Raw genomic sequence first — 25,412 nt, forward strand, 5'->3', positions numbered from 1 at the left:
CTATGTCGGTGGACAGCGAGTGAGGACAGCATGACTGCGGCCAAACAGGTCAGCGTCGGCGCGCCCGACGACGGCGCTCTGCTCGGCGAACTGGCTGAGGCGCTGCGGCGGGTGCGCCGTGGCGATCTCAAGGTACGCCTGCCGCGATGGTCCGGCACCGCGGGCGAGGTGGCTGATGCGTTCAACGAGGTCGTGTCGCTTCAGGAGCGGCAGACGCTGGAGGTACGCAAGATCAGCCGGATCGTCGGCCGGGACGGGCGGCTGACCGAACGCCTCGACGAGGAGGGTCTTGACGGAGCGTGGGCCGACTCGGTGCGCTCGGTGAACTCGCTGATCGACGACCTGGGCCGGCCGACCACCGAGATCTCCCGGGTGATCGTGGCCGTGGCCGACGGCGACCTGTCCCAGCACATGGCACTCGAGATGGACGGGCGACCCCTCCGGGGTGAATTCCTGCGAATCGGGCGAACCGTGAACACGATGGTGGACCAGCTGTCGTCGTTCGCCGACGAGGTGACCCGGGTCGCCCGCGAGGTGGGCACCGAGGGTGAGCTGGGCGGCCAGGCCGACGTCCGCGGCGTGGCCGGCACCTGGAAGGACCTCACCGACTCGGTGAACACGATGGCCTCCAATCTGACCCACCAGGTGCGGTCCATCTCGCAGGTGGCCACCGCGATGGCCCGCGGCGACCTGACCCAGCGGATCACCGTCTCGGCTCGCGGCGAGGTGGCCGCGCTGTCCGACACGATGAACGGGCTGACCGACACGCTGCGCCTGTTCGCCGAGCAGGTGACCCGGGTAGCCCGCGAGGTGGGCACCGAGGGCAAGCTGGGCGGCCAGGCCCAGGTGCCGAACGTGGCCGGCACCTGGAAGGACCTCACCGACTCGGTGAACTCGATGGCGTCCAACCTGACCAGCCAGGTGCGGAACATCGCCCAGGTGTCGACCGCGGTGGCCACCGGCGACCTGTCGCAGAAGATCACGGTGGCCGCGCAGGGCGAGATCCTCGAGCTCAAGGACACCGTCAACACGATGGTCGACCAGCTCTCGTCGTTCGCCGACGAGGTGACCCGGGTGGCCCGCGAGGTCGGCACCGAGGGCAAGCTGGGCGGTCAGGCCCAGGTCCGCGGCGTCTCCGGCACCTGGCGCAGCCTCACCGAGAGCGTGAACCAGCTCGCCAACAACCTCACCGACCAGGTGCGGAACATCGCCCAGGTGTCCACCGCGGTGGCCAAGGGCGACCTGAGCCAGAAGATCACGGTCGACGCGCGCGGCGAGATCGCCGAGCTGAAGGACACCGTGAACACCATGGTCGACCAGCTGTCGTCGTTCGCCGACGAGGTCACCCGGGTGGCCCGTGAGGTGGGTTCGGAGGGCAAGCTGGGCGGTCAGGCCCAGGTCAAGGGCGTCGCGGGTACGTGGCGCGACCTCACCGACAACGTGAACTATATGGCGACCAACCTGACCAACCAGGTGCGGAACATCGCCTCGGTCACCACCGCGGTGGCCAAGGGCGACCTCGGCCAGAAGATCACGGTCGACGCCCGCGGCGAGATCCTCGAGCTGAAGTCCACGGTCAACACCATGGTCGACCAGCTCAGCTCGTTCGCCGACGAGGTCACCCGGGTGGCCCGTGAGGTGGGTTCTGAAGGCAAGCTGGGCGGTCAGGCCCAGGTCCGTGGCGTGGCCGGCACCTGGCGCGACCTGACCAACAACGTGAACTACATGGCGACCAACCTGACCGCCCAGGTGCGCAACATCGCCCAGGTGTCCACCGCGGTCGCGAAGGGTGACCTGTCGCAGAAGATCACGGTCGACGCGCAGGGCGAGATCCTCGAGCTGAAGAACACCGTGAACACGATGGTCGACCAGCTCAGCTCGTTCGCCGACGAGGTCACCCGGGTGGCCCGCGAGGTCGGTTCGGAGGGCAAGCTCGGCGGTCAGGCCCAGGTCCGCGGCGTGGCCGGCACCTGGCGCGACCTCACCGACAACGTGAACTACATGGCCTCCAACCTGACCGCCCAGGTGCGCAACATCGCCTCGGTCACCACCGCGGTGGCCAAGGGTGACCTGAGCCAGAAGATCACGGTCGACGCCAAGGGTGAGATCGCCGAGCTGAAGGAGACCGTCAACACGATGGTCGACCAGCTCAGCTCGTTCGCCACCGAGGTCACCCGGGTCGGCCGGGAGGTCGGCATCGAGGGCAAGCTCGGCGGTCAGGCCCAGGTCAAGGGCGTTTCCGGCACCTGGCAAGACCTCACCGACAACGTCAACCAGCTCGCCGCCACGCTGACCATCCAGCTGCGCGCGATCGCCGAGGTGTCCACCGCGGTGACCCGCGGCGACCTGACCCAGAGCGTGTCGGTCGAGGCGCAGGGCGAGGTCGCCGAGCTCAAGGACAACATCAACCAGATGATCGTCACTCTCCGCGACACCACCAAGACCAACGCGGAGCAGGGCTGGCTCGACTCCAACCTGGCCCGCATCGGTGGTCTGCTGCAGGGCCAGCGCGACCCCGGCGAGGTCTGCCGGATGATCATGACCGAGGTCACGCCCCTGGTCGACGCCCAGCTCGGGGCCTTCTTCCTGGTCGACAACGAGCAGGCGGTGATGCGCCTGCGGCTGGCCGCCTCGTACGGCTACGTGGCCCGCAACCACGAGGTGACGTTCGGGCCCGGCGAGGGCCTGGTCGGCCAGGCCGCGGTCAGCCGGCGGACCATCCGGGTCCGCGCGACGCACGACGGTGTGCTGACCATGCGGTCCGGGCTGATGTCGATGCCGCCGAACGACCTGGTCGTGCTGCCGGTGGTGTTCGAGGGCGAGATGCTCGGCGTGATCGAGTTCGCGTCGGTGGCGGCGTTCTCCGGCCTGCACCTCACCTTCCTCGAGCGGCTGGTCGCCAGCATCGGCGTCGCGCTCAACACCATCCAGGCCAACCGGCGCACCGAGGAGCTGCTCTCCCAGTCCCAGCGGCTGGCCCGGGAGATGCAGGACCAGTCGGCCGAGCTCCAGCGCACCAACGCCGAACTGGAGGACAAGGCCAAGCTGCTGAGCGACCAGAAGGCCAACATCGAGACCAAGAACCGCGAGATCGAACTGGCCCGGCTCGGCCTGGAGGAGAAGGCCCAACAGCTCACGCGTACGTCGGCCTACAAGAACGAGTTCCTCGCCAACATGAGCCACGAGCTGCGGACCCCGCTGAACTCGCTGCTCCTGCTGGCCCGCCTGCTCGCCGACAACCCCGACGCCAACCTCACCGAGAAGCAGATCGAATTCGCCCGTACGATCCACAGCGCCGGTTCCGACCTGCTGTCCCTGATCGACGACGTCCTCGACCTGTCCAAGATCGAGGCCGGCCGGATGGACGTGGAACCCGACCAGGTCGACCTGGAGGGCCTGCGCAGCTACGTCGAGCAGGCGTTCCGCCCGCAGGCCGACGAGAAGGGCCTCGAGTTCCGGGTCGACCTGGCCACCGACCTGCCCGCGGTGCTGGTCACCGACTCGCAGCGGCTCCAGCAGATCCTCCGCAACCTGCTCGCGAACGCGGTCAAGTTCACCGACAACGGCCTGGTCACGCTGAGCATCACGGCGGCCGAGGCGGGCACCGACTTCGACATGCCGTCGCTGCGCCAGGCCGGTCAGGTGGTCGCGTTCGCGGTCACCGACACCGGCATCGGCATCTCGGACGAGAAGCTCAGCCTGATCTTCGAGGCGTTCCAGCAGGCCGACGGCACGACCAGCCGCAAGTACGGCGGCACCGGGCTCGGGCTGTCGATCAGCCGGGAACTGGCCGCGCTGCTGGGCGGCGAGATCGTGGTCCAGTCGGTGCCGAACGAGGGCTCCACCTTCACGCTGTTCATGCCCGACTCGTTCGTACCCGATGCCATGCCCGCGCCGCTCCTGCCGCCACCGGCCGCGGTGACCCCGCCCCGCACCTCGCCGCCGACCTTCGACTTCCCGTTGATCAACTCGCGGCCGGAGGACAAGCACGTGGTCACCCCGGCCAGCCGCCAGCTCGACGGCGCGACCGTGCTGATCGTGGACGACGACGTACGCAACGTCTTCGCCCTGACCAGCGCGCTGGAGATGCACGGGCTGAACGTGCTCTACGCCGACAACGGCGTGGACGGCGTCCGCAAGCTGGCCGAACACCCCGAGGTGGACATCGTGCTGATGGACGCGATGATGCCTGACCAGGACGGCTACGAGACGACCCGCGGGATCCGGCGCAACCAGCGCTTCCGCGACCTGCCGGTAGTCTTCCTGACCGCGAAGGCGATGCCCGGCGACCGGGAGTCGGCGCTGGCCGCCGGCGCCAGCGACTACATCACCAAACCGGTCGACCTGGATGAGCTGATCGAGCTGATGGCCCGCTGGGTCAACGCCGACAAGACCGAGACGGAGCGTGGCTGAGCGTGGCTGACCGGGCCAAAGCGCTGCTGGTGGACGACCGGCGGGACAATCTGCTCGCCCTGGAGGCCATCCTGCAGGGCCTGCCGGTGACGGCGGTGGCCGTGGAGAGCGGTGAGGCGGCACTGAAACAGCTGCTCACCGACGACTTCGCGGTGATCCTGCTGGACGCCCAGATGCCCAACATGGACGGTTTCGAGACGGCCAGCCACATCAAGCGGCGGGAACGCACCCGGCACGTGCCGATCCTCTTCCTGACCGCGGCCGACCGGGACGCCCAGCTGGCCCTGCGCGGGTACGCGGTGGGCGCGGTCGACTACCTGACCAAGCCGTTCGACCCGTGGGTGCTGCGGGCCAAGGTGTCCATCTTCGTCGAGCTGTGGACCAAGACCCAGCAGCTCAAGGCCCAGGGCGAGGCGACCCGCGAGCGGGACGCGCAGTGGCAGAAACTGACCGAGACGGTCGACGAGGCCGCCCGGGTGCTGCGCGCGAACGGCGACAACGCCGCCGTCGAGGCCCTGGAACTGCTGGAGAAGGCGCGCTGGGGCCACTGATGATCCTCGTTCCGTACCACCAGGACCACCGCCTGGCCGACGACCTGCTGCCGGTGACCGCGGCCGTCTCGGCGATCACCCCCGAGCTGCCCCAGGGCGACCTCTGGTCCCGCCTGGTCGCCCTGCACGACGCGGCCGCCGACGCGATCGCCGCCGAGATCAAGGCCGACGGCGACACCATCGTGCTCTCCGGCGACTGCCTGGTCGCGATGGCCACGTTGGCCGGCGCCCAGCGGGCCGGCCACGACCCGGCGGTGATCTGGTTCGACGCCCACGGCGACGTCCACACCCTGGAGACGAGCACCTCCGGCTACCTGGGCGGCCTGTCCCTGCGCCTGCTCCAGGGCGCCCACGCCGACCGCCTGGCCACCCCGCTGGGCGTACGCCCGGTCGCCGAGGCCCGCAGCGTCCTGGTCGACGCCCGCGACCTCGATCCCGCCGAGGCCGAGTTCCTCCGCACCAGCGCGATCCTCCGCACCGGCGTGACCGACCTGGACGTGGCGAAACTCCCCGACGGCCCGCTGATCGTCCATGTCGACCTCGACGTGATCGACCCCGGCGAACTGCCCGGCCTGCTCTTCGAGGCCCCCGACGGCCCGGCCGCCGCCGACGTCCTGCACGCGGTCCGCCGCATCGTCGACACCAACCGCGTGGTCGCCCTCGACATCGCCTGCCCCTGGCACCCCACCTCCGACCCGGCCGTCCAACAGACCCGAGCCGCCCTCATCGAGGACCTGACCCGCGCGTTCTAGAGAGCTTTCCGGGCGGCGGTCTGCGCTGATGCTCGTCCTCACCGTCGCCGGCTCCCTCTGGCTAACGGGTGGTGCGGTAAGGGACGCGAGCGGTGTGGGGACCGGCGGCGCCGTCAGGGCCTACCACTGCCACGAACGGTGGTAGAGCAGCGCGGCGTTGCGGCCCGGAATGCCGTCAGGGCCTACCACTGCCACGAACGGCGGCCGGCGGGACCTCCACGCTGGAAGCTCGCTAGTGGTGCCAGGGGAGTTGGACCGGGGTGGTGGGGCGGCGGCCGGCCAGCAGGTCGGTCAGCAGGGGTGGCAGGCCGAACGGGTAGATGGTCTCGGTCGCGGAGCGGAGTTCGGGGAGGCTCCACCAGCGGTGGCCGGTGTGGAAGCCGCGCTCCAGGTCCTCCATGCGGCTGGTGTCGATGTCGTGGTGGTCGACGCGGTGGAAGAAGAAGTCGTCGCGGAACGTGCCCTTGGCGAAGCTCAGGTCGGCGTACCCGGAGGTGAACGCGACCGGCGCACCCAGGTCGCGCCGGTCGACGGTCAGGCCGACCTCTTCGAACAGCTCGCGCGCGGCCGCCTTGGCCAGCGGCTCGAACCGGCCCTTGCCGCCGCCGGGCGTCAGCCACACCTCGCCGTGCGAGAACCGGTTGCCGAGCAGCAGCAACCGGTCGTGGCCGTCGACGAGCAGCACACGAGCGGATCGGCGGGCATACACCCGGCCAACGTTAGTGGTTGGCGTAGGGCTCGACGGCCTCGGTGAGTTTGGCGCGCAGGTAGGCCGCGGGACGGGCGCCGACGATCGTGGTGATCGGGCGGCCGGCCCGGAAGAGCAGGAGCGTCGGCATGGACATCACGCGGTAGGCGCGGGTCGATTCCGGGTTCTCGTCGGAGTTCAGCTTGGCGAAGACGATGCGGCCCGCGAACGACGGGGCCAGGGTGGCCAGTGTCCGGGCCAGGGGGCGGCAGGGCGGGCACCACTCGGCCCAGAAGTCGACCAGGACCGGGGTGGTGCTGAGCAGCACCTCGTCCGCGAAGGTGGCGTCGGTGACGACTTTCAGCAGGTCATCTGGCATCGGATGGTGCGCTCCTCGATTGCTTCGGCCAGCTGGGCGTGCAGCCGGTCGCGGACGGCGTGGAGCTGATCGAGAACCCCGTCGACCTCGGCCAGTTTGCGGCGCAGCACGGCCACCGAGTCGGGGCAGACGTGACCGGCCTCGTTGCCGGCGCGCAGGCAGGCGACGAAGGGCCGGATGTCGTCCAGGGCGAACCCGGAGTCGAGCAATGACCGGATCTCGCCAACCACCCGCAACTCGGCGTCGTCGTAGCAGCGGTAGCCGCGCGCGTCCCGGGACGCCCGCACCAGCCCGTGCTGCTCGTAGTAACGCAGCGTGCGGGCCGACGTCCCGGCCCGAGCGGCCAGCTCCCCGATCAGCATGCGTCGACGTTATGCCGTGACACCCACGTCAAGGCAACAACAAACCCAAGAAAAGCAAGGTGAGCCCAAGCAGGGCCCAAAGCGAACCACCGGGGCGGCCGCGCACTCAGCGCATCAACCCACCGCCCGGACACTCCCAGAACATCTCCCCGCGCGATTAGGGCCGGAGTGGCGGAACAGCGCTGCTGATCATCAGGGCGGAACGCAGGCCGGTGATGTCGAGCACGCGCATCAGGAAGTCGCCGACGTTGGCCAGGCTGAGCACCGAGCGTGCATGCTGGGCCTTGCGGCTGAGCACCACCAGGGTGCCCAGGCCCTGGCTGTCGCAGAAGGTGACACCGGCCATGTCGAGGACCATCCGGGCGGGCGGGTCGGCCAGTTCCTCGTTCACCAGCGCGCTCAGCTTGGCCACCGTGAGCACGTCGATCTCACCGGCGAGCACGAAAGTCAGCTCGTCGGGGGCACGCTGCACCGTGATGGACAGCTCCGGTCGCTCCACCGCTTCACCCTATCGCGAGCCGCCACGGACTTCCTGTTGAGAGCGCCCCACGCGGGTCACCCAAGGTGACATGAACAACCCTCTTGCCACTTCGGTCGTACGCCGCTGCCAGAATGGATGACGCTGTGACCACCTCATACCGCGCCGAGCCGTTCCCCTACTCGGAGGACGCCCCGGTTTCCCAGGCCCTGTTCGACCGCGCCCGCGCCATCGTGCCGGGCGGGGTCAATTCACCCGTGCGTGCGTTCCGCGCGGTCGGCGGCACGCCCCGGTTCATGCGATCGGGGAAGGGCTCGTGGCTGACCGACGCCGACGGCCGCCGCTACGTCGACCTGGTCTGCTCGTGGGGGCCGCTGATCCACGGCCACGCCCATCCCGAGGTGGTCGCGGCGGTCCAGGCCGCCGCGGCCAAGGGCACCAGCTTCGGTACGCCCACCGAGGGCGAGGTCGAGCTGGCGGCCGAGATCGTCGCCCGGACGCCGATCGACCAGGTCCGGCTGGTCAACTCGGGCACCGAGGCGACGATGACCGCGATCCGGCTGGCCCGCGGCTTCACCGGCCGGTCGACGATCGTGAAGTTCGCCGGCTGCTACCACGGTCACGTGGACGCGCTGCTGGTCGCGGCCGGGTCCGGGGTGGCCACGCTGGGCCTGCCCGATTCGCCCGGTGTGACCGGTGCGTCGGCGGCCGACACCGTGGTAGTTCCGTACAACGACGTCGCGGCGGTCGAGGCGGTGTTCGCCGAGCGGCCGGGCCAGATCGCCGCGGTGATCACCGAGGCGGCGGCCGGCAACATGGGCGTGGTGCCGCCGCGTGACGGCTTCAACCAGCGGCTGGCCGAGATCGCCCACGCCGACGGCGCGCTGCTGATCGTCGACGAGGTGATGACCGGCTTCCGGGTCACCCGGAACGGCTGGCAGGGCCTCGATCCGGTGGACGCCGACCTCTACACGTACGGCAAGGTGATGGGCGGCGGTCTGCCGGCGGCGGCGTTCGGCGGCCGCACCGAGATCATGTCCCGGCTGGCCCCGGCCGGCCCGGTCTACCAGGCCGGCACGCTCTCGGGCAACCCGCTGGCCTGCGCCGCCGGCCTGGTCTCGCTGCGGCTGGCCGACGACGGCGTCTACAAGCGCCTCGACGAGCTGTCCGCGACCGTCGGTGCGCTGGCGTCCGACGCGCTGACCGTCGCGGGGGTGCCACACCGGCTCTCGTACGCGGGCAACATGTTCTCGATCTTCTTCACCGGCGCCGACGTGCACGACTACGAGACGGCGAAGACCCAGGACGCCGGGGCGTTCAAGGCGTTCTTCCACGAGATGTTGTCCCGGGGCGTCTACCTGCCGCCGAGCGCCTTCGAGTCGTGGTTCGTGTCGGCGGCGCTGGACGAGGCCGCGCTGGAGACGATCGCGGAGGCGTTGCCACCCGCCGCCCGGGCCGCGGCGGCCGCCATGGGGGAGAGTCGATGAGCGAGTCCACCACCGTCGTCCATGTGCTGCGCCACGGTGAGGTGCACAACCCGACCAAGATTCTGTACGGGCGGCTGCCCGGCTTCCACCTGTCGGAACTGGGCGTGCAGATGGCCAAGGCGGCCGCCGAGGTGCTCAAGGACCGCGACGTCACCCATGTCGTGGCCAGCCCGCTGGAACGCGCGCAGGAGACCGCGGAACCCTTCGCGGCTCAGTACAAGCTGGACGTCGCCACCGATGTGCGGCTGATCGAGAGCGCCAACTACTTCGAGGGCAAGGGTGTGTCGCCGGGCGACGGCTCGTTCCGCGACCCGCGCAACTGGTGGGTGCTGCGCGACCCGATCACCCCGTCCTGGGGCGAGGCCTACCTGGCCATCGCCAAGCGGATGTTCGAGGCGGTCCAGGCCGCGCGGGTGGCGGCCGAGGGACACGAGGCGGTCTGCGTCTCACATCAGCTGCCGATCTGGACCCTCCGGCGGTACGTGGAACGCAAGCGCCTCTGGCACGACCCGCGCCGCCGCCAGTGCGGCCTGGCCAGCCTGACGACGTTCCGGTTCGAGGGCAGCAAGATCGCCGGCATCGACTACTCCGAACCCGCCGCCCATCTGGTTGCCATGTCCCCGGGCGCCCGGACGGCCAAGGGGGCCTGACCGATGCGCCGCCTCGTTGCGCTGCTCACCACGGCCGTCCTCGCCGGCGGCGCGCTGGCGGGCTGCGGCAGCGACAGCTGGGTCGACGACTGCGTCACCACCCAGGGCGTCATCGAGTGCCCGGCCGGCCAGCGCCCCCAGGTCGAGGACGTCACCGGCGAGCTGCTGGACGGCGGCACCTACGACGTGGCGGCCGACCGCGGCAAAGTCGTGGTGGTCAACTTCTGGGGCTCGTGGTGCAACCCGTGCCGCGCCGAGGCGGACGACCTGGAGCAGACGTTCCAGGCGACCAAGGCCAAGGGTGTCTCGTTCATCGGCGTCAACTCGCGCGACGACCGTGACGCGGCCCGGGACTTCGAGCGGGGCCGGGTCACGTACCCCAGCGTCTTCGACCCGGACGGCAAGGTCGCGCTGAAGTTCGACGTCAACCAGGTGAGCACCCCGCAGACGCTGATCCTCGACCGTGAGGGCAAGATCGCGGTCGCGCTGCGCCGGGCCACCGTGGTCACCGAGTTGCGGCCGCTGGTCGAGCGGGTGGCCGCCGAGAGGACGCCCTGATGGGCGAGACCTTCGCGGGCATCGCCGGCAGCGGCCCGCTGATCCTCGCGATCGCCGTGTCGGCCATCGCCGGCCTGGTCAGCTTCCTGTCGCCGTGCGTGCTGCCGCTGATGCCGGGTTATCTGTCCTATGTGACCGGTCTGGCCGGTTCTGATCTGGAGGACACCAACGATCGCTCGGACACCCAGAACTCCGGGTCGGTCGCGGTGGCCACCCCGGTGCGTACGAAGGGCAGGGTGCTCGCCGGGACCAGCCTCTTCGTGCTCGGCTTCTCGGTCGTCTTCACGCTGCTGGCCACCCTGGCCGCGAACATCGGTGTGGCCCTCCAGCACAAGCGCGAGCTCGAGATCGTCCTCGGTGTGCTGATCATCGTGCTCGGCCTGGCCTTCCTCGGCGTGGTCCCGGGAATGCAGCGCGAGTTCCGGATCCACAAGCTGCCGAACGCCGGGCTGGCCGGCGCCCCGGTGTTCGGCGCGATCTTCGGGCTGTCCTGGATGCCGTGCACCGGCCCGACCCTGGGCGCGGTGATGGGCCTGGCCACCACCACCGGGCAGACCGACCGGGCGGTGGTGCTCGCGCTGGCCTACAGCCTCGGCCTGGGTGTGCCGTTCGTGCTGTTCGGGCTGTTCTTCCGCAAGCTCATCGGGGTGTTCAAGGCGGTGCGGCGACACAGCCGCTGGGTCACCCGGATCGGCGGTGGCCTGCTCATCCTGGTCGGGCTGGCGCTGGTCACCGGCGGCTGGAACGGCTTCCTGATCTGGCTGCTGACCACGTTCAACTACGACGCCGGGACGCTGCTGTGACCATCAAGCAACGGACCGCCGTGCAGGACCGGGCAGCCCAGGACGCGCCGCCGCCGCGCCGGGCCAACCCGGTGTGGGCCTTCCTGCGCAACTCGTGGCGCCAGCTGACCAGCATGCGTACCGCGCTGGTGCTGCTCTTCCTGCTCGCCATCGCGGCCATCCCGGGCTCGGTGCTGCCGCAGCGCTCGGTCAACATCGAGCGGGTGGCGGGCTACTTCCGCGCCCACCCCGACCTCGCCCCGTTCCTCGACCGGCTGGGCATGTTCGACGTGTACGCGTCGGTCTGGTTCGCCGCGGTCTACCTTCTGCTGTTCACGTCGCTGGTCGGCTGCGTGGCGCCGCGGCTGCTGGAGCACTTTCGCGCGCTCCGCTCCGTACCCCCGGATGCTCCGAAGCGTTTGGACCGCCTGCCGCAACACGCCCCGGCGGCGGACCAGGCCGGTGAGCCCGCGGCCGTCGCCGCAGCCGTTGCGGAAAGCTTGCGCAAGCGGCTCTGGCGGGCCCGGCTCCGGGAGCATGAGGGCGGCGTGTGGACGGTCGGCGCCGAGAAGGGCTACCTCAAGGAGACCGGCAACCTGCTGTTCCACGTCGCTTTGCTGGCCGTGCTGATCGGCGTGGGTTTCGGCGCCTGGTACGGCTGGCACGGCAACCGCCTCCTGGTCGAGGGCAAGGACCGTGGTTTCTGCAACGCGGTGACGCAGTACGACGAGTCCAAGCTCGGGGCGCGCGTCGGTCCGGAAGATCTTCCGACGTTCTGCCTGGAACTGGAGAGGTTCTCGGTCACCTTCCAGCCGACCGGGCAGCCCAAGACGTTCGGCGCCACCGTGCTGGTCGACGAGGACGGCAAGGAGACCACCCGCGACTTCCGGGTCAACCACCCGCTGCGGCTCTCCGGCGCCACGGTCAGCCTGATCGGCCACGGGTACGCGCCGATGCTGCGCTACACCGACCGGTTCGGCCGGCAGCAGACCAAGGTGGTGCCGTTCCTGCCGCGCGACGGCATGTTCACCAGCGAGGGCGTCGCGACCTTCCCGGACGTGAACATCGACCCGAAGACCGACCGGCGGGACGAGAACCTGCAGGTCGGCTTCGAGGGCGTCTACCTGCCGACGGTGGGTGACGACAACCGGCCGACGTCGGTGTTCCCGGCCGAGAACAACCCGGTGCTGTTCCTCACGGCGTACCGCGGGAACCTCGGGGTCGACGCGGGCGTGCCCGGATCGGTGTACTCCCTGGACCGCGGCCAGATCGCCACCGGCAAGCTGAAGCGGGTCAGCGGCGACGGCCGGCCCCACGAGCTGAAGCCGGGCCAGGCCTGGACCCTGGACGACGGCACGAAGCTGGAGTTCCTCGGCACCAAGCGGTTCGCCACGCTGGCCGTCCGGGACGATCCGACCCTGCCGGTCGTGCTGGCCGGCGCGGTCCTCGGCCTGCTCGGGCTGATGGCGTCGCTCTACGGGCGGCGCCGGCGGGTCTTCTTCCGGATGTCGCCCCTGGCCATCGAGGGTGCCCCGGGCGGGCGTACCGTGATGGAGGCCGGCGGCCTGCCACGTACCGACTATCCCGGTTTCGCCGACGAGTTCCGGGGTGTCGTGAAGGCCGCCCGAGGGGACGAGGGGACCGCGTGATGGCGGAGTTGTCGAACCAGTTGATGGCGATCACCGTGCTGGCCTACCTGGCCGCGATGGTCTGCTTCGCCGCCGAGTACGCCTTCGGCAACCGGAGCCACATCGGCCGGGCGGCCGCCCGCGAACTGGTCGGTGCCGGCGGACCGCCGGTGACCGCCCGCGAGGCCTGGAAGGACGAGGCGGTCACCGACCGCGGCGCCCTGATCGGCCGGATCGGCGTCGGTGTCAACGCGCTGGCCCTGGCCCTCCACCTCGGCACCCTGGTCACCCGCTCGGTCGCGGCCGACCGGATGCCCTGGGGCAACATGTACGAGTTCATCCTGTCGGTGTCCTTCGTCGGCTCCGTGGTGTGGCTGGGCGTGCTCAGCCGGCGACCGGCCATCCGGCACCTCGGCCTGTTCGTGACGCTGGCCATGGTCGTCCTGCTCGGCGCGAACGGGCTGATCGCGTACACCCCGGTGGGCCCGCTGGTCCCGGCCCTGAACTCGTACTGGTACGTCATCCACGTCTCGACGATCATCCTGGCGTCGGGCATCCTGCTGTTCGGCGCGGTGCCGGCCACCCTGTTCCTGATCAAGTCGGGGTACGACCAGGGCCGGACGAGGTTCCCGTACCCCCTGGGCCGGCGCGTCCCGGCCGCCGAGACGCTCGAGCGGCTCACCTTCCGGCTGCACGCGTTCGCGTTCCCGCTGTTCACGTTCGGCGCCCTGATCGCCGGTCCGCTGTGGGCCGAGGCGTCCTGGGGCCGCTACTGGGGCTGGGACCCGAAGGAGGTCTGGGCGTTCATCTCCTGGATCGTCTACGCCGGTTACCTGCACGCCCGCGCGACCCCGAGCGTCAAGCGCACCACGGCCACCTGGATCGCGCTGATCGGCTTCGCCACGATGCTGATGAACCTGTTCGGCGTCAACCTGTTCTTCGAGGGCCTGCACTCGTACGCCAACGCCGGCTGACCCTTGTTTGCATGACTTCTTGCAAGGATTTGCATGACGCGTAAGTTGTAGCGCGTGACGAGCAGGCTCGCGGCCGTTGCCGCGTACGCGGGGGTGTCCGAGGCGACGGTCAGCCGCGTGCTGCACGACAAACCGGGCGTCGCCCAGGCCACCCGCGACACCGTGCTGACCGCGCTGGACGTCTTCGGCTTCCCCCGGCCCCGGCCGGTGCGCGGCGAGCGGGCCCGGCTGGTCGGCCTGGTCCTGCCCGACCTGTCCAACCCGGTCTTCCCGGCGTTCGCCGACGTGATCGGGGTGTCGCTGGTGCGGCGCGGCCTGGTCCCGGTGCTGTGCACGCGCACCTCCGACGGGGTGTCCGAGGCGCACTACATCCAGATGCTGCTGAGGACCCAGGTCGGCGGCATCGTCTTCGTCGGCAGCAGCTTCGCCGACGCCGGCCCGGAGCAGGTGCGCCGGCTGACCGAACGCAAGCTGCCGATGGTGCTGATCAACGCGGCCGACGAGAACCTGGGCGTGCCGCAGGTCAGCATCGACGACGCGGCCGCGGTCCGGCAGGCGGTCGCCCACCTGGCCGGCCTGGGCCACTCGCGGATCGGGCTGATCCTCGGCCCGTGGGGTCACCTGCCGTCGATGCGCAAGCTGGCCGGGTTCGCCGGTCCGGTGGAACACACGGTGTTCAGCGTCGAGGGTGGCCGGGCGGCGGCCGGGCGGCTCCTGGAGCAGCAGGTCACCGGCATCGTCTGTGCCAGCGACGCGCTCGCCCTGGGCGCGATCCGGGCGGTCCGGCGCCAGGGTCTGGACGTGCCGGCCGACGTCTCGGTGGTCGGCTTCGACGACTCGACGTTCATGGCCATGACCGATCCGCCGCTGACCACGCTGCGCCAGCCGATCCGCGAGATGGCCACCGCGGCGGTGTCGTCGCTGGTCGCCCAGCTGGACGGGCGGCTGCTGGTCACCGATGAGATCACCTTCGATCCGGAGTTGGTTCTCCGCGGCAGCACCGCGCCCTTGCAGTCTCGTGCAAACAAATAGGCCCCTAAGTATCTAGTTCTTGCACAGAACTATGGACTCCATCACATCGACGGTCCTAACATCGGCGTGCGCAGCGCTTCCACCGAACGCTCCGATGGAGGGACCCCCCTCATGCGACGACGCCTATTCCTCAGTGCCTCGGCCTCCGTGTTCCTGGCCGGCGCGTGCTCCACCGACGACCCAGCCGACCAGGCCGAAGCCGGCGGCCCGGTGACGATCGTGGTCAACGGCCTGCCGCCGGACACCGACCCGATCAACCGGGCGAACTTCCAGAAGGACGTGCAGGCGTTCCAGGCGAAGTTCCCGACCATCACGATCGACGCCCGCGAGGGCATGATGGACCCGCAGACGTTCTCGGCCAAGCTCGCCGGCGGCCAGCTGGAAGACGTCTTCTACGTCTACTTCACCGACCCGCAGGCGCTGATCCGCAAGCGCCAGGTCGCCGACATCAGCGAGCACCTCGGCGACGTGCCGGCGGTGAAGAACATCCGGCCCGAGCTGATGCGGATCTTCTCCGACGACGCGGGCAAGGTCTACGGCCTGCCGTCGCAGAACTACTCGATGGGCCTGGTCTACAACCGGGTCCTGTTCCAGAAGGCCGGCCTCGACCCGGCCGAACCCCCGAAGACCTGGGCCGAGGTACGCGCGGCGGCCAAGAAGTTGGCCGCCCTCGGCAACGGCGTGACCGGGTACGGCGACTACAGCAAGTCCAACACCGGGGGCTGGCACTTCACCGCGGAGACGTACTCGCTCGGCGGCGACGTGGCGGTCCAGCAGGGCGACGCCTGGACGGCCGCCTTCAACGGTCCCCAGGGCCGGCAGGTCCTCCAGCAGCTCCGCGACCTGCGCTGGACCGACCGGTCGATGGGCGAGAAACAACTGCTCGAATACTCCGACCTGCTGCGCCTGATGGGCGGCGGCAAGCTCGGCATGTACCTGGGCACCGGCAGCGACATCGTGAACATCGTCAACCAGTTCAAGGGCGACTTCGCGACCTTCGGGCTCGGCCCGATGCCGGACGGCCGGGCCACCCTGGGCGGCGGCGACGGCTACCTGTTCAAGGCCGGGCTCAGCCCCGCCAAGATCAAGGCCGGGCTCGCCTGGCTCAACTTCAAGAACCTCGACCCGGCCCGGATCACCGAGACTGCCCGGCGCGCCTCGGCCAACAAGGAGCCGGTCGGCCTGCCGCAGCCCAACCTCTGGGTGGCCGGCTCTGCACCCGACAAGGCGCTGACGGCCGCCCGCAAGCGGTTCGGCAACGTGCCGGCCGAGAACTTCGCGCCGTTCGCGGCCACGGTCGAGAAGATTCCGCTCAAGCTCGAACCGCCGCTCGCGCAGCAGATCTACGCCGTCCTCGACGTGCCCATGCAGAAGGTGCTGACCGACCGGAACGCCGACGTCGACCAGTTGCTGGCCGCGGCCGAGAAGCAGGTCAACGAGATCCTGGGGGCGGCGTGATGACGAGCCTCCTCGCCGCCACCGTGGCGGCGGCGGTCGTGATCGCCGCGCCGTCGGGGGTGTTGCCTATACGCGCTCAGAGCGGTGGCGAGAGAGCCGTTGCGCCTGCTCAGAGTGGTCGCGGGGTGTTGCCTATAGGCGCTCAGAGCGGTGGCGAAAAAGCCGTCGCGCCTGCTCAGAGCGGTCGCGGGGTGTTGCCTATACGCGCTCAGAGCGGTGGGGAGAGAGCCGTCGCGCCTGCTCAGAGTGGTCGCGGGGTGTTGCCTATACGCGCTCAGAGCGGTGGGGAGAGAGCCGTCGCGCCTGCTCAGAGTGGTCGCGGGGTGTTGCCTATACGCGCTCAGAGCAAAGGGGCCGCGGCGGTGGGTCTGGAGGCCGAGGCGGCCCAGCTCAGCGGCGGTGCCCGGGTGGAAACCGAACACCCCGGCTACACCGGCTCGGGCTATGTCGGCGGCTTCGTCGACGGGAACCGGGGCAACGCCACCGCCGCCTTCACGGTCAGCTCAGGCTTGGCCGGAGCGGGCACGGTCACGCTGCGGTATGCGAACGGCACCGGCTCGCCCCGCACGGCCTCGCTGATCGTCAACGGCGTGACCCAGCAGGTCACCCTGCCGGCCCTGGCCAACTGGGACGCCTGGGGCACGGTCGACGCCGGGCTCAGCCTGACCGCGGGCGCCAACGTGGTCGCGGTGAAGTACGGCACCGCCGACAACGGGAACTTCAACCTCGACAACCTGACCGTCACCACGCCGTCGGCGCCGAGCAGCGGCCTCGAGCTGGAGGACGGCTTCGTGGCCGGGGCCACCGTCGCCACGGATGTCGCCGGGTACACCGGGAACGGGTTCGTCACCGGGCTCGGGGCGGGCGCCCGGATCCTCCGTACCGTCAGGAAGGAAACGGCCGGGACCGCCGCGACCACCCTGCGCTTCCGCAACACCTCGGGCTCGAACCGCACGCTGTCGGTCTACGCCAACGGCCTGAAGCAGGGGCAGCTCAGCCTGCCCAGTGGCGCCGGATGGCAGACCACGCAACGCGATCTGCCGCTGCGGGCGGGGGTGAACATCGTGGGCTTCCAGGTCGACGGCGGCGACTCCGGCGGCGTGCAGCTGGACAACCTGGCGGTCGCCGGGAGCACGGCGCTGGCCGCGCGCGGTGCGACGCTGCCGTACACCACGTACGAGGCGGAAGCCGGGCGTACCAACGGATCGGTGCTCGCGGCGGGCCGGGCCTACACCACCGAGCAGGCCGAGGCGTCCGGGCGGCGGGCGGTGCGACTGACCGGCGCCGGCCAGTACGTCGAGGTGACGCTGACCAGGCCGGCCAACGCGATCACGGTTCGCGCGGGCCTGCCGGACAACAGTTCCGCGCCGCTCGCGGTCCACATCGGTGGCACGAAGGTCGCCGACCTGCCGCTGACGTCGAAGTACAGCTGGATGTACGGGCCGTATCCGTTCGACGGGGCGCCCGGTGGCGAACGGCCGCACCGCTACTTCGACGACGTGCGTACGCTGCTGCCGCAGACCTACCCGGCCGGGACCGTGCTGCGGCTGGTCAAGGAGACGACCGCGACCGCGTACGTGACGGTGGACCTGGTCGACGCCGAGGTGGCCGAGGCGCCGCAGCCCGCACCGGCCGGCTATGTCAGCGTCACGTCGTACGGCGCGGTCGCCAACGATGCCGGGGACGACACCATGGCCTTCCGCTCGGCCGTGTCCGCGGCCCGGTCGAACCCGGCCCGGGGCCTGTGGATCCCGGCCGGCCGCTTCGTGATCGGCTCGCTGGTCGACGTGGCCGGCATCGATGTCCGCGGCGCCGGCCTGTGGCACACCGTCCTGCTTGGACAGAACCGCCGCGGCGGCCTCTACGTCACCGGCGGCAACACCCAGCTCGGCGACTTCACCTTCGACGGCGACGTCACCACCCGCGACCCGGACTGCTGCCCCAACTCGGACGCGGCGATCGAGGGCGACTTCGGCGCCGGCTCGCTGATCCGCAACGTGGCCACCAACCACGCCAAGGTCGGCCTCTGGGTGAAGAGCGCGGCCGGGCTCTACGCGGTCGGGCTGCGGATCCGCAACACCATGGCCGACGGGGCCAACATCAACGGCAACACGTCCAACGTACGCGTCGAGCAGAGCACCACCCGCAACACCGGCGACGACGGCCTGGCCATGTGGTCGTGGGTGAACGCCGGGACCGTACGCGACTCGGTGTTCGCCTTCAACACGCTGACCCTGCCGCTGCTGGCGAACGGCGCCGCGATCTACGGCGGCGCCGCGAACCGGATCGAGGACAACCTGATCACCGACATCGTGTTCCAGGGCGCCGGCGTCACGGTGTCGACCTGGCACGACTCGGTGCCGTTCGGCGGGACCACGGTGGTGCAACGGAACACGCTGACCCGGGCCGGCTCGTACAGCCTCGACTGGGGCAGCGCGATCGGGGCGGTGTGGCTCTACGCGCCGGCCAACCCGATCGCCGCGCCGGTGGTGCTGCGTGACCTCGAGGTCGTCGACAGCTCGTACCAGGGAATGCTGCTGAGCTGGCAGGTGCCGATCAACGGGCTGACGCTCGAGCGGGTCGCGTTCCGCGGCGCCGGGACCATCGGCATGGAGTTCAACACGCCCGGCTCCGGCACGTTCGGCTATGTGACCGTCGCCGGCACCGGCGGCCCGGCCCTGGCCAACAACAGCGGCTTCCAGATCACCCGTGGCCCCGGAAACAGCGGCTGGTAGGGAGTCCGGCGATGGAGTGGTGGCGGTCGGCCGCGATCTACAGGGCGGGCCGGCCTGGCCTGAGTTCGGCGCCGGGGAAGGCGCTGCCACCGGACACGGCCGTCTGGCTCCTAGACTCCGAGGCATGAGCAGCCGCCGCCTGGCCGACATCGCGCAGCACGTCGGCGTGAGCCAGGCGACCGTGTCCCGGGTGCTCAACGACAAGCCCGGCATCTCCCAGGCCACCCGCGACGCGGTGCTGACCGCGCTCGACGTGCTCGGGTACGAGCGGCCGAACAAGCTGCGCGGCGAACGTACCCGGCTGGTCGGTCTGGTTCTGCCCGAGATGACCAACCCGGTTTTCCCCGCGCTGGCCGAGGCCATGGCCGGCGCGCTGGCGAAGCGCGCGTTCAGCGTGGTGCTGTGCACGCGCACGGTCGACGGCGTGACCGAGGCCGACTACGTCCGGCTGCTGCTCGACCAGCAGGTCTCCGGGGTGATCTTCGCGGGCGGGCGCTACCAGGAGATGGCGGCCGACCACACGCACTACGCGGCGCTGCGCGAGCGGGCGCTGCCGACCGTGCTGGTCAACGCGGCCGTCCAGGGGCTCGGGTTCCCGCAGGTGTGCACCGACGACGGGCACGGCGTGGAGATGGCCTACCACCACCTGGCGGCCCTCGGTCACGAGCGGGTCGGCCTGCTGCTCGGCCCGCCGGACCACGTGCCGTCGGCGCGCAAACTGGCGGCTTTCCAAGCGCTCAACGGCGAGTTGGTCGGCCGGGCGCCGTTCGCCATGGCCGAGGCCCAGGTCGCCGCCGGCCACCTGCTCAAACAGGGGGCGACCGCGCTGATCTGCGCGAGCGACGTGACCGCGATCGGGGCGGTGCGCGCGGCCGGCCGCCTGGGCCTGGCCGTGCCCCGGGACGTCTCGGTGGTCGGGTACGACGACTCACCGGTGATGGCGTTCACCGACCCGCCGCTCACCACGGTCCGCCAGCCGGTCGACGCGATGGGCCACGCCGCCGTGTCACTGCTCCTCCAGCAGATCGACGGGCGCCCGGCCGGCGGCGAAGAGCTGTTCTTCGAGCCCGAGCTGGTCGTCCGCTACTCGACCGCGCGCTTCTCGCCCAGCAGCCCCAGCCCCGGGCAGTCCCCGGCCGTCCAGGTGTCGTAACGGGTCTTCCAATCAAGACAGAATCCGCCGGTACGCTGCGCGGCTGAGTCCGCCGTCAACGTGTTCACGTCGGCCCGCCAGAACCGCGGGTCGCCGCCACCGGCTGGGCGCAACTGCACGTTGTCCACGGTCACGGCGGGCACGTCGATCCGGGTGGCCCGGCGCGGGTCGGCGTAGACCTCGACGTACTGCTCGACGTACGCGCTACCGCCGACCGGCAGCCGCTGCGCGGTGAGCAGGTTCCACCGGTTGTTCCACCACAACCACGCCTGCCACACGCCCTGCCCGTCGGTGTGCAGGTCGAGCCAGGCCCGGTCGCCCGGCTTCAGCGCGTACTGGTCGTAGAACTGCCAGCTCTTGGTGTTGGTGTTGTAGGTGTAGACGTGCTGCCGCCCGGCCCCCGCCCACCCGGTCTCGGCCCAGCCCGCCTCCAGCCACGAGATGTTCCCGCCGCCCAGGTCCCGCTTGACCATGAACCGCCCGGCCACGAAGTCATAGGTGTTGGGCCGGATCGCCCCGTCCACCACCGAGATCCGCCCCGAGACCCCACCCCACTCACCCGCGGTGCCCGCCCCCAGATGGTGATACCCGCTGGCGGTCGCCTCGACCCGCAGCCGTTGCACCTGAATCGCCGACTCCAGCACCCGCCCCACGGCCCGGCACGCCCCCGGCGTCCGCTTCCCCGCCGGCATCGTCGGCGCCGTGGTCGAGGCCGCCCCCGCGCCGCAGGCGGGCAGCTCACGAGCCTGCGCGGGCGCGGTCGCGGCCAGTGCGCACACCAGCCCGGCCAGCCCAAGAATCCGTCCCACAGTGCGCACCTTCACGCACGATCAACGCCCGACGACGATCACTGGTGACGGCCCCTCGTCAGGCAGACGTGAATCTCACTTACGTCAGTCATTTCAGCACATAGGCTCCTGGCCACTGAAAATGGTCAATGCGAGGGAACGTGATGACGTCCAACGATGAAGCGCGACCACATCGGATCGCGGGGCATGGCTTCCTGCCCTTTCGCTCGTGCTGATGAGGTATTGGCAGCAGGTTCTCGAGCAGCGGCTGGATTCGATCGACAAATACCTGTGCGGGTGGTGCGAGCGGGGTGGGTCCTGTCGTGCGTCGTGGTGGCGACGGGTCAGCCGCTGATGGTGTGCGGGGAATGTGACTCGGTCTGGCTCAATGCCGATGAGATCGTGAGTACGGCGAGCCCGGTTCAGCCGCACCTTGTTCTTCCACAGATCAGCGGGCCGCAAGCGGGCATCTTGTGGGATTACGTCGAACCGCTTGGTCCCGGCCGGCCACTGAGCGACTGGCAGCAGATCAAACTCGCCGTCGATGTGGCGAACTCGCCACCGGGTGCGGAGGGATCGTGACGATTGGCACCCTGATCCGTTTCCGGCGGGTGCCGGTGCCAGACTTGGGGCATGGCCGCTCGTGGGTTTCCGTACTCTGACCTGCAGTCTTTCATCTCGGCGCTGGAGAAGGCCGGTGAGCTGCGGCGGGTGACCGTTCCGGTTGACCCGACGCTGGAGATCAGCGAGGTGGTTACCCGCACCGTTCGCGCCGGCGGGCCCGCGCTGCTCTTCGAACGGCCCACCCGCGGCGAGATGCCGATTGTGGTCAACCTCTTCGGCACCGAGAAGCGGATGGCCATGGCGCTCGGGGTCGACAACCTCGACGAGGTGGGTGACCGGATCGGGGCGATGATCAAGCCCGAGCTGCCGGTCGGGTTCTCCGGCATTCGTGAGGGGCTGGGCAAGGTCATGCAGCTCACCTCGCTGCCGCCGAAGAAGGTCAAGTCGGCGCCCTGCCAAGAGGTGGTGCTGAAGGGCGACGAGGTCGATCTGGACAAGTTGCCGGGGCTGCAGGTCTGGCCGGGCGACGGCGGCATCTTCCACAACTTCGGGCTGACCCACACCAAGCACCCCGAGACGGGCAAGCGGAACCTCGGGCTCTACCGGCTCCAGCAGCACTCGCGGAACACGCTGGGCATGCACTGGCAGATCCACAAGGACTCGACCGCGCATCATGCCGTCGCGGAAAGAAAAAACCAGCGGCTCCCGGTCGCCATCGCCATCGGGTGTGATCCGGTGGTCAGCTATGCCGCGTCGGCGCCGCTGCCGGGTGACATCGACGAATACCTCTTCGCCGGGTTCCTGCGTGGCGAGCGGGTCGAGATGGTCGACTGCGTCAGCGTGCCGTTGCAGGTCCCGGCGCAGGCGCAGATCGTCCTCGAGGGCTATCTCGAGCCGGGGGAGCGGCAGGACGAGGGGCCGTTCGGCGACCACACCGGCTTCTACACGCCGGTCGAGCCGTTCCCGGTGCTGCACGTCGAGGTGATGACCATGCGGAAGCAGCCGGTCTACCACTCGATCATCACGTCCAAGCCGCCGCAGGAGGACCACGGGCTGGGCAAGGCCACCGAGCGGATCTTCCTGCCGCTGCTGAAGATGCTGATCCCGGACATCGTCGACTACGACATGCCGGCGGCGGGCGTCTTCCACAACTGCGTGATCGTCTCGATCCGGAAGCGCTACCCCAAGCACGCCCAGAAGATCATGAACGCGATCTGGGGCGCCCACCTGATGTCGCTGTCCAAGCTGATCGTCGTGGTGGATGAGGACTGCGACGTGCACGACTACCGCGAGGTGGCGTTCCGGGCGTTCGGCAACGTCGACTACGACCGCGACCTGCTGGTCACCCAGGGGCCGGTCGATCACCTCGATCACGCCTCCTACCAGCAGTTCTGGGGCGGCAAGGCGGGTCTCGACGCGACCCGTAAGCTCCCGGCCGAGGGCTACACGCGCGGCTGGCCGGAGGAGATGACGATGGCGCCCGAGGTCGTCGGCCTGGTGGACAAGCGGTGGAAGGAGTACGGCATATGACCGACTTGTCGGAGAAACCGGGCAAGGCCAGAGCGTTCCTCAGCCTGGTCAAGGTCGAGCACTCGATCTTCGCCTTGCCGTTCGCCTACCTCTCGGCGTTCGTGGCCATGTGGCCGTCCGTGCGAATCAAAGACCTTCTGCTGATCACCGTCGCGATGGTGGCGGGGCGGACCTTCGCGATGGCGGCCAACCGCATTCTCGACCGCAAGATCGACGCGCTCAATCCGCGTACGCAGAACCGCGAACTGGTCACCGGCGCCGTGAGCGTCCGCACGGCCTGGACCGGCGCGCTGATCTCCCTGGTCTTCCTCTTCGTGGCGGCCGGCCTGCTCAACTGGCTGTGCCTGGTGCTCTCGCCGCTGGCGGTGATCCCGCTGGTGATCTACCCGTACGCCAAGCGCTTCACGAACTTCCCGCACTACGTGCTCGCCCTGGCCCAGGCGGTCGCGCCGGTCGGGGCCTGGATCGCGATCACGGGTACGTTCGCCGGCTCCGGACCGGCCTGGGTGCTCGGCGTCGCGGTCGGTCTGTGGATCGGCGGCTTCGACATCATCTATGCCTGTCAGGACGTGGAGATCGACCGGCAGATCGGCGTGCACTCCACGCCGGCCCGGTTCGGGGTGCGCACCGCCCTGCACATCTCGACCGTCACCCATGTGGTGACCTTCGCCCTGTTCGTCTGGTTCGGCGCGCTGGTCGGCCTGGGCTGGCTGTGGTGGGTCGGTCTGGCCCTGACCGCGGCCGCGTTCGCCTACCAGCACGTGATCGTCACGCCTCGTGATCTCAGCAAGGTGAACAGAGCGTTCTTCACGGCCAACGGCTTCGTCGGGATCGCACTCTTCGTGTTCGCCCTGCTCGACCTGGTGCTGCTGTGACGCCGCGGACGCCCTGGATCGTCGGGGTCTCCGGGGCGTCCGGCACCCCGTACGCGAAAACGGTCCTGCTCGGGCTACTCGACGCCGGCCACCCGGTCGACCTGGTGATCTCCAAGGCGGCCCGGCTGACCCTGCTGGACGAGACCGGCGCGACCGTCCGGGACGCGCACTGGAAGGACGACGTGGCGGCCTGGCTGGGCCGCGACCTCGGCGCCGACCTGACCTACTGGCCGGCCTCCGACCTGGCGGCCGGCCCGAGCAGCGGCTCGTACCCGGCCGCCGGCATGGTGGTCGTGCCGGCCAGCACGGCCGCCTGCGCGGGCATCGCCATCGGCCTGTCCAAGGACCTGCTCCAGCGGGCCGCCGAGGTCAACCTGAAGGAGCGCCGGCGCACGGTCGTGGTGCCCCGTGAGACGCCGGTCACCCGCTCCCACCTGGAGCACCTCATCGCGCTGCATGATGCAGGCGCGGTGGTGCTACCGGCCAGCCCTGGCTTCTACGGCGCGGGTGCGACGGCGACAGCTCAACAGCTGGTCGACTTCGTGGCGGGCAAGGTGCTGGACGCGCTCGGCGTCACGCACACCCTCTTCGCCCGTTGGACAGGTGAGCTGAATGCTCAGCGCAGCCCGTTGGGTGGCCCGTAACTCGACCCCGGGTTCGAGGGGCCGCCGTTGCGTGGCCGGTTGGCCGCATCGTCCTCCCGCATCTCCTCGACCACGCCGTCGCCCTCGAGCAGCGCGCGAACCTCGGATTCGCGGAAGCGGCGGTGACCGCCGGGTGTGCGGATGCTGCCGATACGGCCGGCAGCGGCCCAGCGTGTGACCGTTTTCGGGTCGACGCGGAACAGCGCGGCCACCTCGCCCGGCGTCAGCAGACGATCTCCCGTGTCCACAGCCTCCTCCTCGCGTCGGTGTGTTGGAGCGGCCGTGGTCACGGTGAGTGGCGGCGAGCTCGATCGGGACGTACAGCAATTAGAGCATCGCCCTATCAGCAAGTCCGTGAAATGCGGAAAAAGAGCCGATTGCGACAGTGATCATTATCCTGGCACCCTAACCCTGCTACGCGGTGTGAGGCTGCCCCTCCGCAAGACAACCACGCGCACCGGCAGTTTAGGGTCTGAAACCATGGACGCCATCGACCGCCGGCTCATCGACCTGCTGCGAGAGAATGCTCGCTCGTCGTACGCCGAGCTGGCCCGCAAGGTCGGGCTCTCCGCCCCGGCCGTGCACGAGCGGGTCGGCAAGCTGGAGGCCGCCGGGACGATCCGCGGCTACCGCGCCGAGGTCGACCACGAACAGATCGGTCTGGGCGTCACCGCGCTGATCGGCATCGTCGAAGACTCCGGCGCCGACACCGACGACGTGCTGACCGCGGTGCGGGGGATGCCCGAGGTCGAGTCCTGCTACTTCATGGCCGGCGTCGAGTCGTACCAGCTGACCGTGCGGGTCGGCACGATCGCCGAGCTCGAGCAGCTGATCGTGCGGGTCAACCGGACGCCCGGCGTCGCCTCCACCCGCACCGCGATCGCGCTCAGCACCAAGTGGGAGAACCGGCCGCAGCCCGGATTGGGGTAGA

24 protein-coding genes are annotated in these 25,412 nt (G+C 70.0%); 18 read left to right on the forward strand and 6 right to left on the reverse strand.

Translation table 11 applies throughout. The annotated features are described in order from the left end of the window. The first annotated feature begins 30 nt into the window (after nucleotides 1–30). The 3 genes from AB0O15_RS23820 to AB0O15_RS23830 are packed head-to-tail and all read left to right on the forward strand — an operon-like array spanning nucleotide 31 to nucleotide 5,716. Entirely contained in the window at nucleotides 31–4,413 is a 4,383-nt protein-coding gene (locus AB0O15_RS23820; protein ID WP_364322283.1) for a HAMP domain-containing protein, read from the forward strand. A gap of 2 nt (nucleotides 4,414–4,415) precedes the next feature. Further along, nucleotides 4,416–4,964, forward strand: coding sequence for a response regulator (locus tag AB0O15_RS23825; protein WP_364322285.1), 549 nt, complete (start codon nucleotides 4,416–4,418; stop codon nucleotides 4,962–4,964). Continuing rightward, nucleotides 4,964–5,716: an arginase family protein gene (locus AB0O15_RS23830; RefSeq protein ID WP_364322287.1), complete on the forward strand. Its 753-nt coding sequence runs from the start codon at nucleotides 4,964–4,966 to the stop codon at nucleotides 5,714–5,716. Before AB0O15_RS23825 ends, AB0O15_RS23830 begins: the two co-directional genes overlap by 1 nt. A 232-nt stretch (nucleotides 5,717–5,948) precedes the next feature. Here AB0O15_RS23830 and AB0O15_RS23835 read toward each other — a convergent pair whose 3' ends face one another. The 4 genes from AB0O15_RS23835 to AB0O15_RS23850 all read right to left on the reverse strand — a co-directional run bounded on the left by AB0O15_RS23835 (nucleotide 5,949) and on the right by AB0O15_RS23850 (nucleotide 7,644). Beyond that, entirely contained in the window at nucleotides 5,949–6,425 is a 477-nt protein-coding gene (locus tag AB0O15_RS23835; RefSeq protein ID WP_364322289.1) for an NUDIX domain-containing protein, read from the reverse strand. A gap of 10 nt (nucleotides 6,426–6,435) precedes the next feature. Next, complete coding sequence (locus AB0O15_RS23840) at nucleotides 6,436–6,783, reverse strand: thioredoxin domain-containing protein (protein WP_364322291.1); 348 nt, start codon at nucleotides 6,781–6,783, stop codon at nucleotides 6,436–6,438. After that, a complete protein-coding gene (locus AB0O15_RS23845) occupies nucleotides 6,765–7,145 on the reverse strand; it encodes a MerR family transcriptional regulator (protein WP_364322293.1) in 381 nt (126 codons plus the stop codon). Before AB0O15_RS23845 ends, AB0O15_RS23840 begins: the two co-directional genes overlap by 19 nt. A 157-nt stretch (nucleotides 7,146–7,302) precedes the next feature. Continuing rightward, a complete protein-coding gene (locus AB0O15_RS23850; protein ID WP_364322295.1) occupies nucleotides 7,303–7,644 on the reverse strand; it encodes an STAS domain-containing protein in 342 nt (113 codons plus the stop codon). Nucleotides 7,645–7,757: 113 nt separating this feature from the next. Here AB0O15_RS23850 and hemL point away from each other — a divergent pair, with 113 nt between their 5' ends. The 10 genes from hemL to AB0O15_RS23900 all read left to right on the forward strand — a co-directional run bounded on the left by hemL (nucleotide 7,758) and on the right by AB0O15_RS23900 (nucleotide 20,080). Continuing rightward, nucleotides 7,758–9,110, forward strand: a complete 1,353-nt coding sequence (gene hemL, locus AB0O15_RS23855; protein ID WP_364322297.1) for a glutamate-1-semialdehyde 2,1-aminomutase — start codon at nucleotides 7,758–7,760, stop codon at nucleotides 9,108–9,110. Then, nucleotides 9,107–9,760 carry a histidine phosphatase family protein gene (locus tag AB0O15_RS23860; RefSeq protein ID WP_364322300.1) on the forward strand — a complete coding sequence of 218 codons (654 nt, stop codon included), beginning with the start codon at nucleotides 9,107–9,109 and terminating at the stop codon, nucleotides 9,758–9,760. The genes hemL and AB0O15_RS23860 overlap by 4 nt, the downstream gene beginning before the upstream one ends. A gap of 3 nt (nucleotides 9,761–9,763) precedes the next feature. Continuing rightward, nucleotides 9,764–10,318, forward strand: a complete 555-nt coding sequence (locus AB0O15_RS23865; protein WP_364322302.1) for a TlpA disulfide reductase family protein — start codon at nucleotides 9,764–9,766, stop codon at nucleotides 10,316–10,318. Further along, complete coding sequence (locus AB0O15_RS23870; RefSeq protein ID WP_364322304.1) at nucleotides 10,318–11,121, forward strand: cytochrome c biogenesis protein CcdA; 804 nt, start codon at nucleotides 10,318–10,320, stop codon at nucleotides 11,119–11,121. The genes AB0O15_RS23865 and AB0O15_RS23870 overlap by 1 nt, the downstream gene beginning before the upstream one ends. A gap of 113 nt (nucleotides 11,122–11,234) precedes the next feature. Then, nucleotides 11,235–12,749, forward strand: a complete 1,515-nt coding sequence (locus tag AB0O15_RS23875; protein ID WP_364322644.1) for a cytochrome c biogenesis protein ResB — start codon at nucleotides 11,235–11,237, stop codon at nucleotides 12,747–12,749. Beyond that, on the forward strand, nucleotides 12,749–13,702 hold the full coding sequence (gene ccsB / locus AB0O15_RS23880; RefSeq protein ID WP_364322306.1) for a c-type cytochrome biogenesis protein CcsB: 954 nt from the start codon (nucleotides 12,749–12,751) through the stop codon (nucleotides 13,700–13,702). Before AB0O15_RS23875 ends, ccsB begins: the two co-directional genes overlap by 1 nt. Before the next feature lie 54 nt (nucleotides 13,703–13,756). After that, nucleotides 13,757–14,734 (forward strand): LacI family DNA-binding transcriptional regulator, encoded by a 978-nt coding sequence (locus tag AB0O15_RS23885; protein ID WP_364322308.1) that lies wholly within the window; start codon nucleotides 13,757–13,759, stop codon nucleotides 14,732–14,734. A gap of 111 nt (nucleotides 14,735–14,845) precedes the next feature. Beyond that, nucleotides 14,846–16,192, forward strand: a complete 1,347-nt coding sequence (locus AB0O15_RS23890) for an extracellular solute-binding protein (protein WP_364322310.1) — start codon at nucleotides 14,846–14,848, stop codon at nucleotides 16,190–16,192. A gap of 362 nt (nucleotides 16,193–16,554) precedes the next feature. Further along, nucleotides 16,555–18,927, forward strand: a complete 2,373-nt coding sequence (locus tag AB0O15_RS23895; protein ID WP_364322312.1) for a glycosyl hydrolase family 28-related protein — start codon at nucleotides 16,555–16,557, stop codon at nucleotides 18,925–18,927. A gap of 124 nt (nucleotides 18,928–19,051) precedes the next feature. Beyond that, on the forward strand, nucleotides 19,052–20,080 hold the full coding sequence (locus AB0O15_RS23900) for a LacI family DNA-binding transcriptional regulator (protein WP_364322314.1): 1,029 nt from the start codon (nucleotides 19,052–19,054) through the stop codon (nucleotides 20,078–20,080). On the opposite strand, the gene AB0O15_RS23905 is transcribed toward AB0O15_RS23900, so the two are convergent. Continuing rightward, the gene (locus tag AB0O15_RS23905; protein ID WP_364322316.1) at nucleotides 20,011–20,889 is read right to left on the reverse strand and encodes a hypothetical protein; all 879 of its coding nucleotides are present in this window, start codon (nucleotides 20,887–20,889) and stop codon (nucleotides 20,011–20,013) included. The genes AB0O15_RS23900 and AB0O15_RS23905 overlap by 70 nt on opposite strands. A 156-nt stretch (nucleotides 20,890–21,045) precedes the next feature. Between AB0O15_RS23905 and AB0O15_RS23910 the strand changes: the two genes are divergently transcribed. The 4 genes from AB0O15_RS23910 to AB0O15_RS23925 are packed head-to-tail and all read left to right on the forward strand — an operon-like array spanning nucleotide 21,046 to nucleotide 24,481. Beyond that, nucleotides 21,046–21,450: a hypothetical protein gene (locus tag AB0O15_RS23910; protein WP_364322318.1), complete on the forward strand. Its 405-nt coding sequence runs from the start codon at nucleotides 21,046–21,048 to the stop codon at nucleotides 21,448–21,450. Nucleotides 21,451–21,501: 51 nt separating this feature from the next. Further along, on the forward strand, nucleotides 21,502–22,962 hold the full coding sequence (locus AB0O15_RS23915) for a menaquinone biosynthesis decarboxylase (protein ID WP_364322320.1): 1,461 nt from the start codon (nucleotides 21,502–21,504) through the stop codon (nucleotides 22,960–22,962). Continuing rightward, nucleotides 22,959–23,837, forward strand: a complete 879-nt coding sequence (mqnP, locus tag AB0O15_RS23920; protein WP_364322322.1) for a menaquinone biosynthesis prenyltransferase MqnP — start codon at nucleotides 22,959–22,961, stop codon at nucleotides 23,835–23,837. The genes AB0O15_RS23915 and mqnP overlap by 4 nt, the downstream gene beginning before the upstream one ends. Then, the gene (locus tag AB0O15_RS23925; RefSeq protein WP_364322324.1) at nucleotides 23,834–24,481 is read left to right on the forward strand and encodes a UbiX family flavin prenyltransferase; all 648 of its coding nucleotides are present in this window, start codon (nucleotides 23,834–23,836) and stop codon (nucleotides 24,479–24,481) included. Before mqnP ends, AB0O15_RS23925 begins: the two co-directional genes overlap by 4 nt. Here AB0O15_RS23925 and AB0O15_RS23930 read toward each other — a convergent pair. Next, nucleotides 24,454–24,729, reverse strand: coding sequence for a BldC family transcriptional regulator (locus tag AB0O15_RS23930; protein WP_364322326.1), 276 nt, complete (start codon nucleotides 24,727–24,729; stop codon nucleotides 24,454–24,456). The genes AB0O15_RS23925 and AB0O15_RS23930 overlap by 28 nt on opposite strands. Nucleotides 24,730–24,961: 232 nt before the next feature. Between AB0O15_RS23930 and AB0O15_RS23935 the strand changes: the two genes are divergently transcribed. Next, nucleotides 24,962–25,411: an Lrp/AsnC family transcriptional regulator gene (locus tag AB0O15_RS23935; RefSeq protein ID WP_364322328.1), complete on the forward strand. Its 450-nt coding sequence runs from the start codon at nucleotides 24,962–24,964 to the stop codon at nucleotides 25,409–25,411. The last annotated feature ends 1 nt before the right edge of the window (nucleotide 25,412 follow it).

The sequence above is a fragment of the Actinoplanes sp. NPDC089786 genome, assembly GCF_040684855.1.
Classification (GTDB): Bacteria; Actinomycetota; Actinomycetes; order Mycobacteriales; family Micromonosporaceae; genus Actinoplanes.

Bases quoted from the DNA above. Each gene is read 5' to 3' on its own strand.
- AB0O15_RS23820 (WP_364322283.1), top strand. From the start codon at position 31: ATGACTGCGGCCAAACAGGTCAGCGTCGGCGCGCCCGACGACGGCGCT.
- AB0O15_RS23830 (WP_364322287.1), top strand. From the start codon at position 4,964: ATGATCCTCGTTCCGTACCACCAGGACCACCGCCTGGCCGACGACCTG.
- AB0O15_RS23840 (WP_364322291.1), bottom strand. From the start codon at position 6,783: ATGCCAGATGACCTGCTGAAAGTCGTCACCGACGCCACCTTCGCGGAC.
- AB0O15_RS23845 (WP_364322293.1), bottom strand. From the start codon at position 7,145: ATGCTGATCGGGGAGCTGGCCGCTCGGGCCGGGACGTCGGCCCGCACG.
- hemL (WP_364322297.1), top strand. From the start codon at position 7,758: ATGGATGACGCTGTGACCACCTCATACCGCGCCGAGCCGTTCCCCTAC.
- AB0O15_RS23860 (WP_364322300.1), top strand. From the start codon at position 9,107: ATGAGCGAGTCCACCACCGTCGTCCATGTGCTGCGCCACGGTGAGGTG.
- AB0O15_RS23865 (WP_364322302.1), top strand. From the start codon at position 9,764: ATGCGCCGCCTCGTTGCGCTGCTCACCACGGCCGTCCTCGCCGGCGGC.
- AB0O15_RS23870 (WP_364322304.1), top strand. From the start codon at position 10,318: ATGGGCGAGACCTTCGCGGGCATCGCCGGCAGCGGCCCGCTGATCCTC.
- AB0O15_RS23875 (WP_364322644.1), top strand. From the start codon at position 11,235: ATGCGTACCGCGCTGGTGCTGCTCTTCCTGCTCGCCATCGCGGCCATC.
- ccsB (WP_364322306.1), top strand. From the start codon at position 12,749: ATGGCGGAGTTGTCGAACCAGTTGATGGCGATCACCGTGCTGGCCTAC.
- AB0O15_RS23890 (WP_364322310.1), top strand. From the start codon at position 14,846: ATGCGACGACGCCTATTCCTCAGTGCCTCGGCCTCCGTGTTCCTGGCC.
- AB0O15_RS23900 (WP_364322314.1), top strand. From the start codon at position 19,052: ATGAGCAGCCGCCGCCTGGCCGACATCGCGCAGCACGTCGGCGTGAGC.
- AB0O15_RS23910 (WP_364322318.1), top strand. From the start codon at position 21,046: ATGAAGCGCGACCACATCGGATCGCGGGGCATGGCTTCCTGCCCTTTC.
- AB0O15_RS23915 (WP_364322320.1), top strand. From the start codon at position 21,502: ATGGCCGCTCGTGGGTTTCCGTACTCTGACCTGCAGTCTTTCATCTCG.
- mqnP (WP_364322322.1), top strand. From the start codon at position 22,959: ATGACCGACTTGTCGGAGAAACCGGGCAAGGCCAGAGCGTTCCTCAGC.
- AB0O15_RS23935 (WP_364322328.1), top strand. From the start codon at position 24,962: ATGGACGCCATCGACCGCCGGCTCATCGACCTGCTGCGAGAGAATGCT.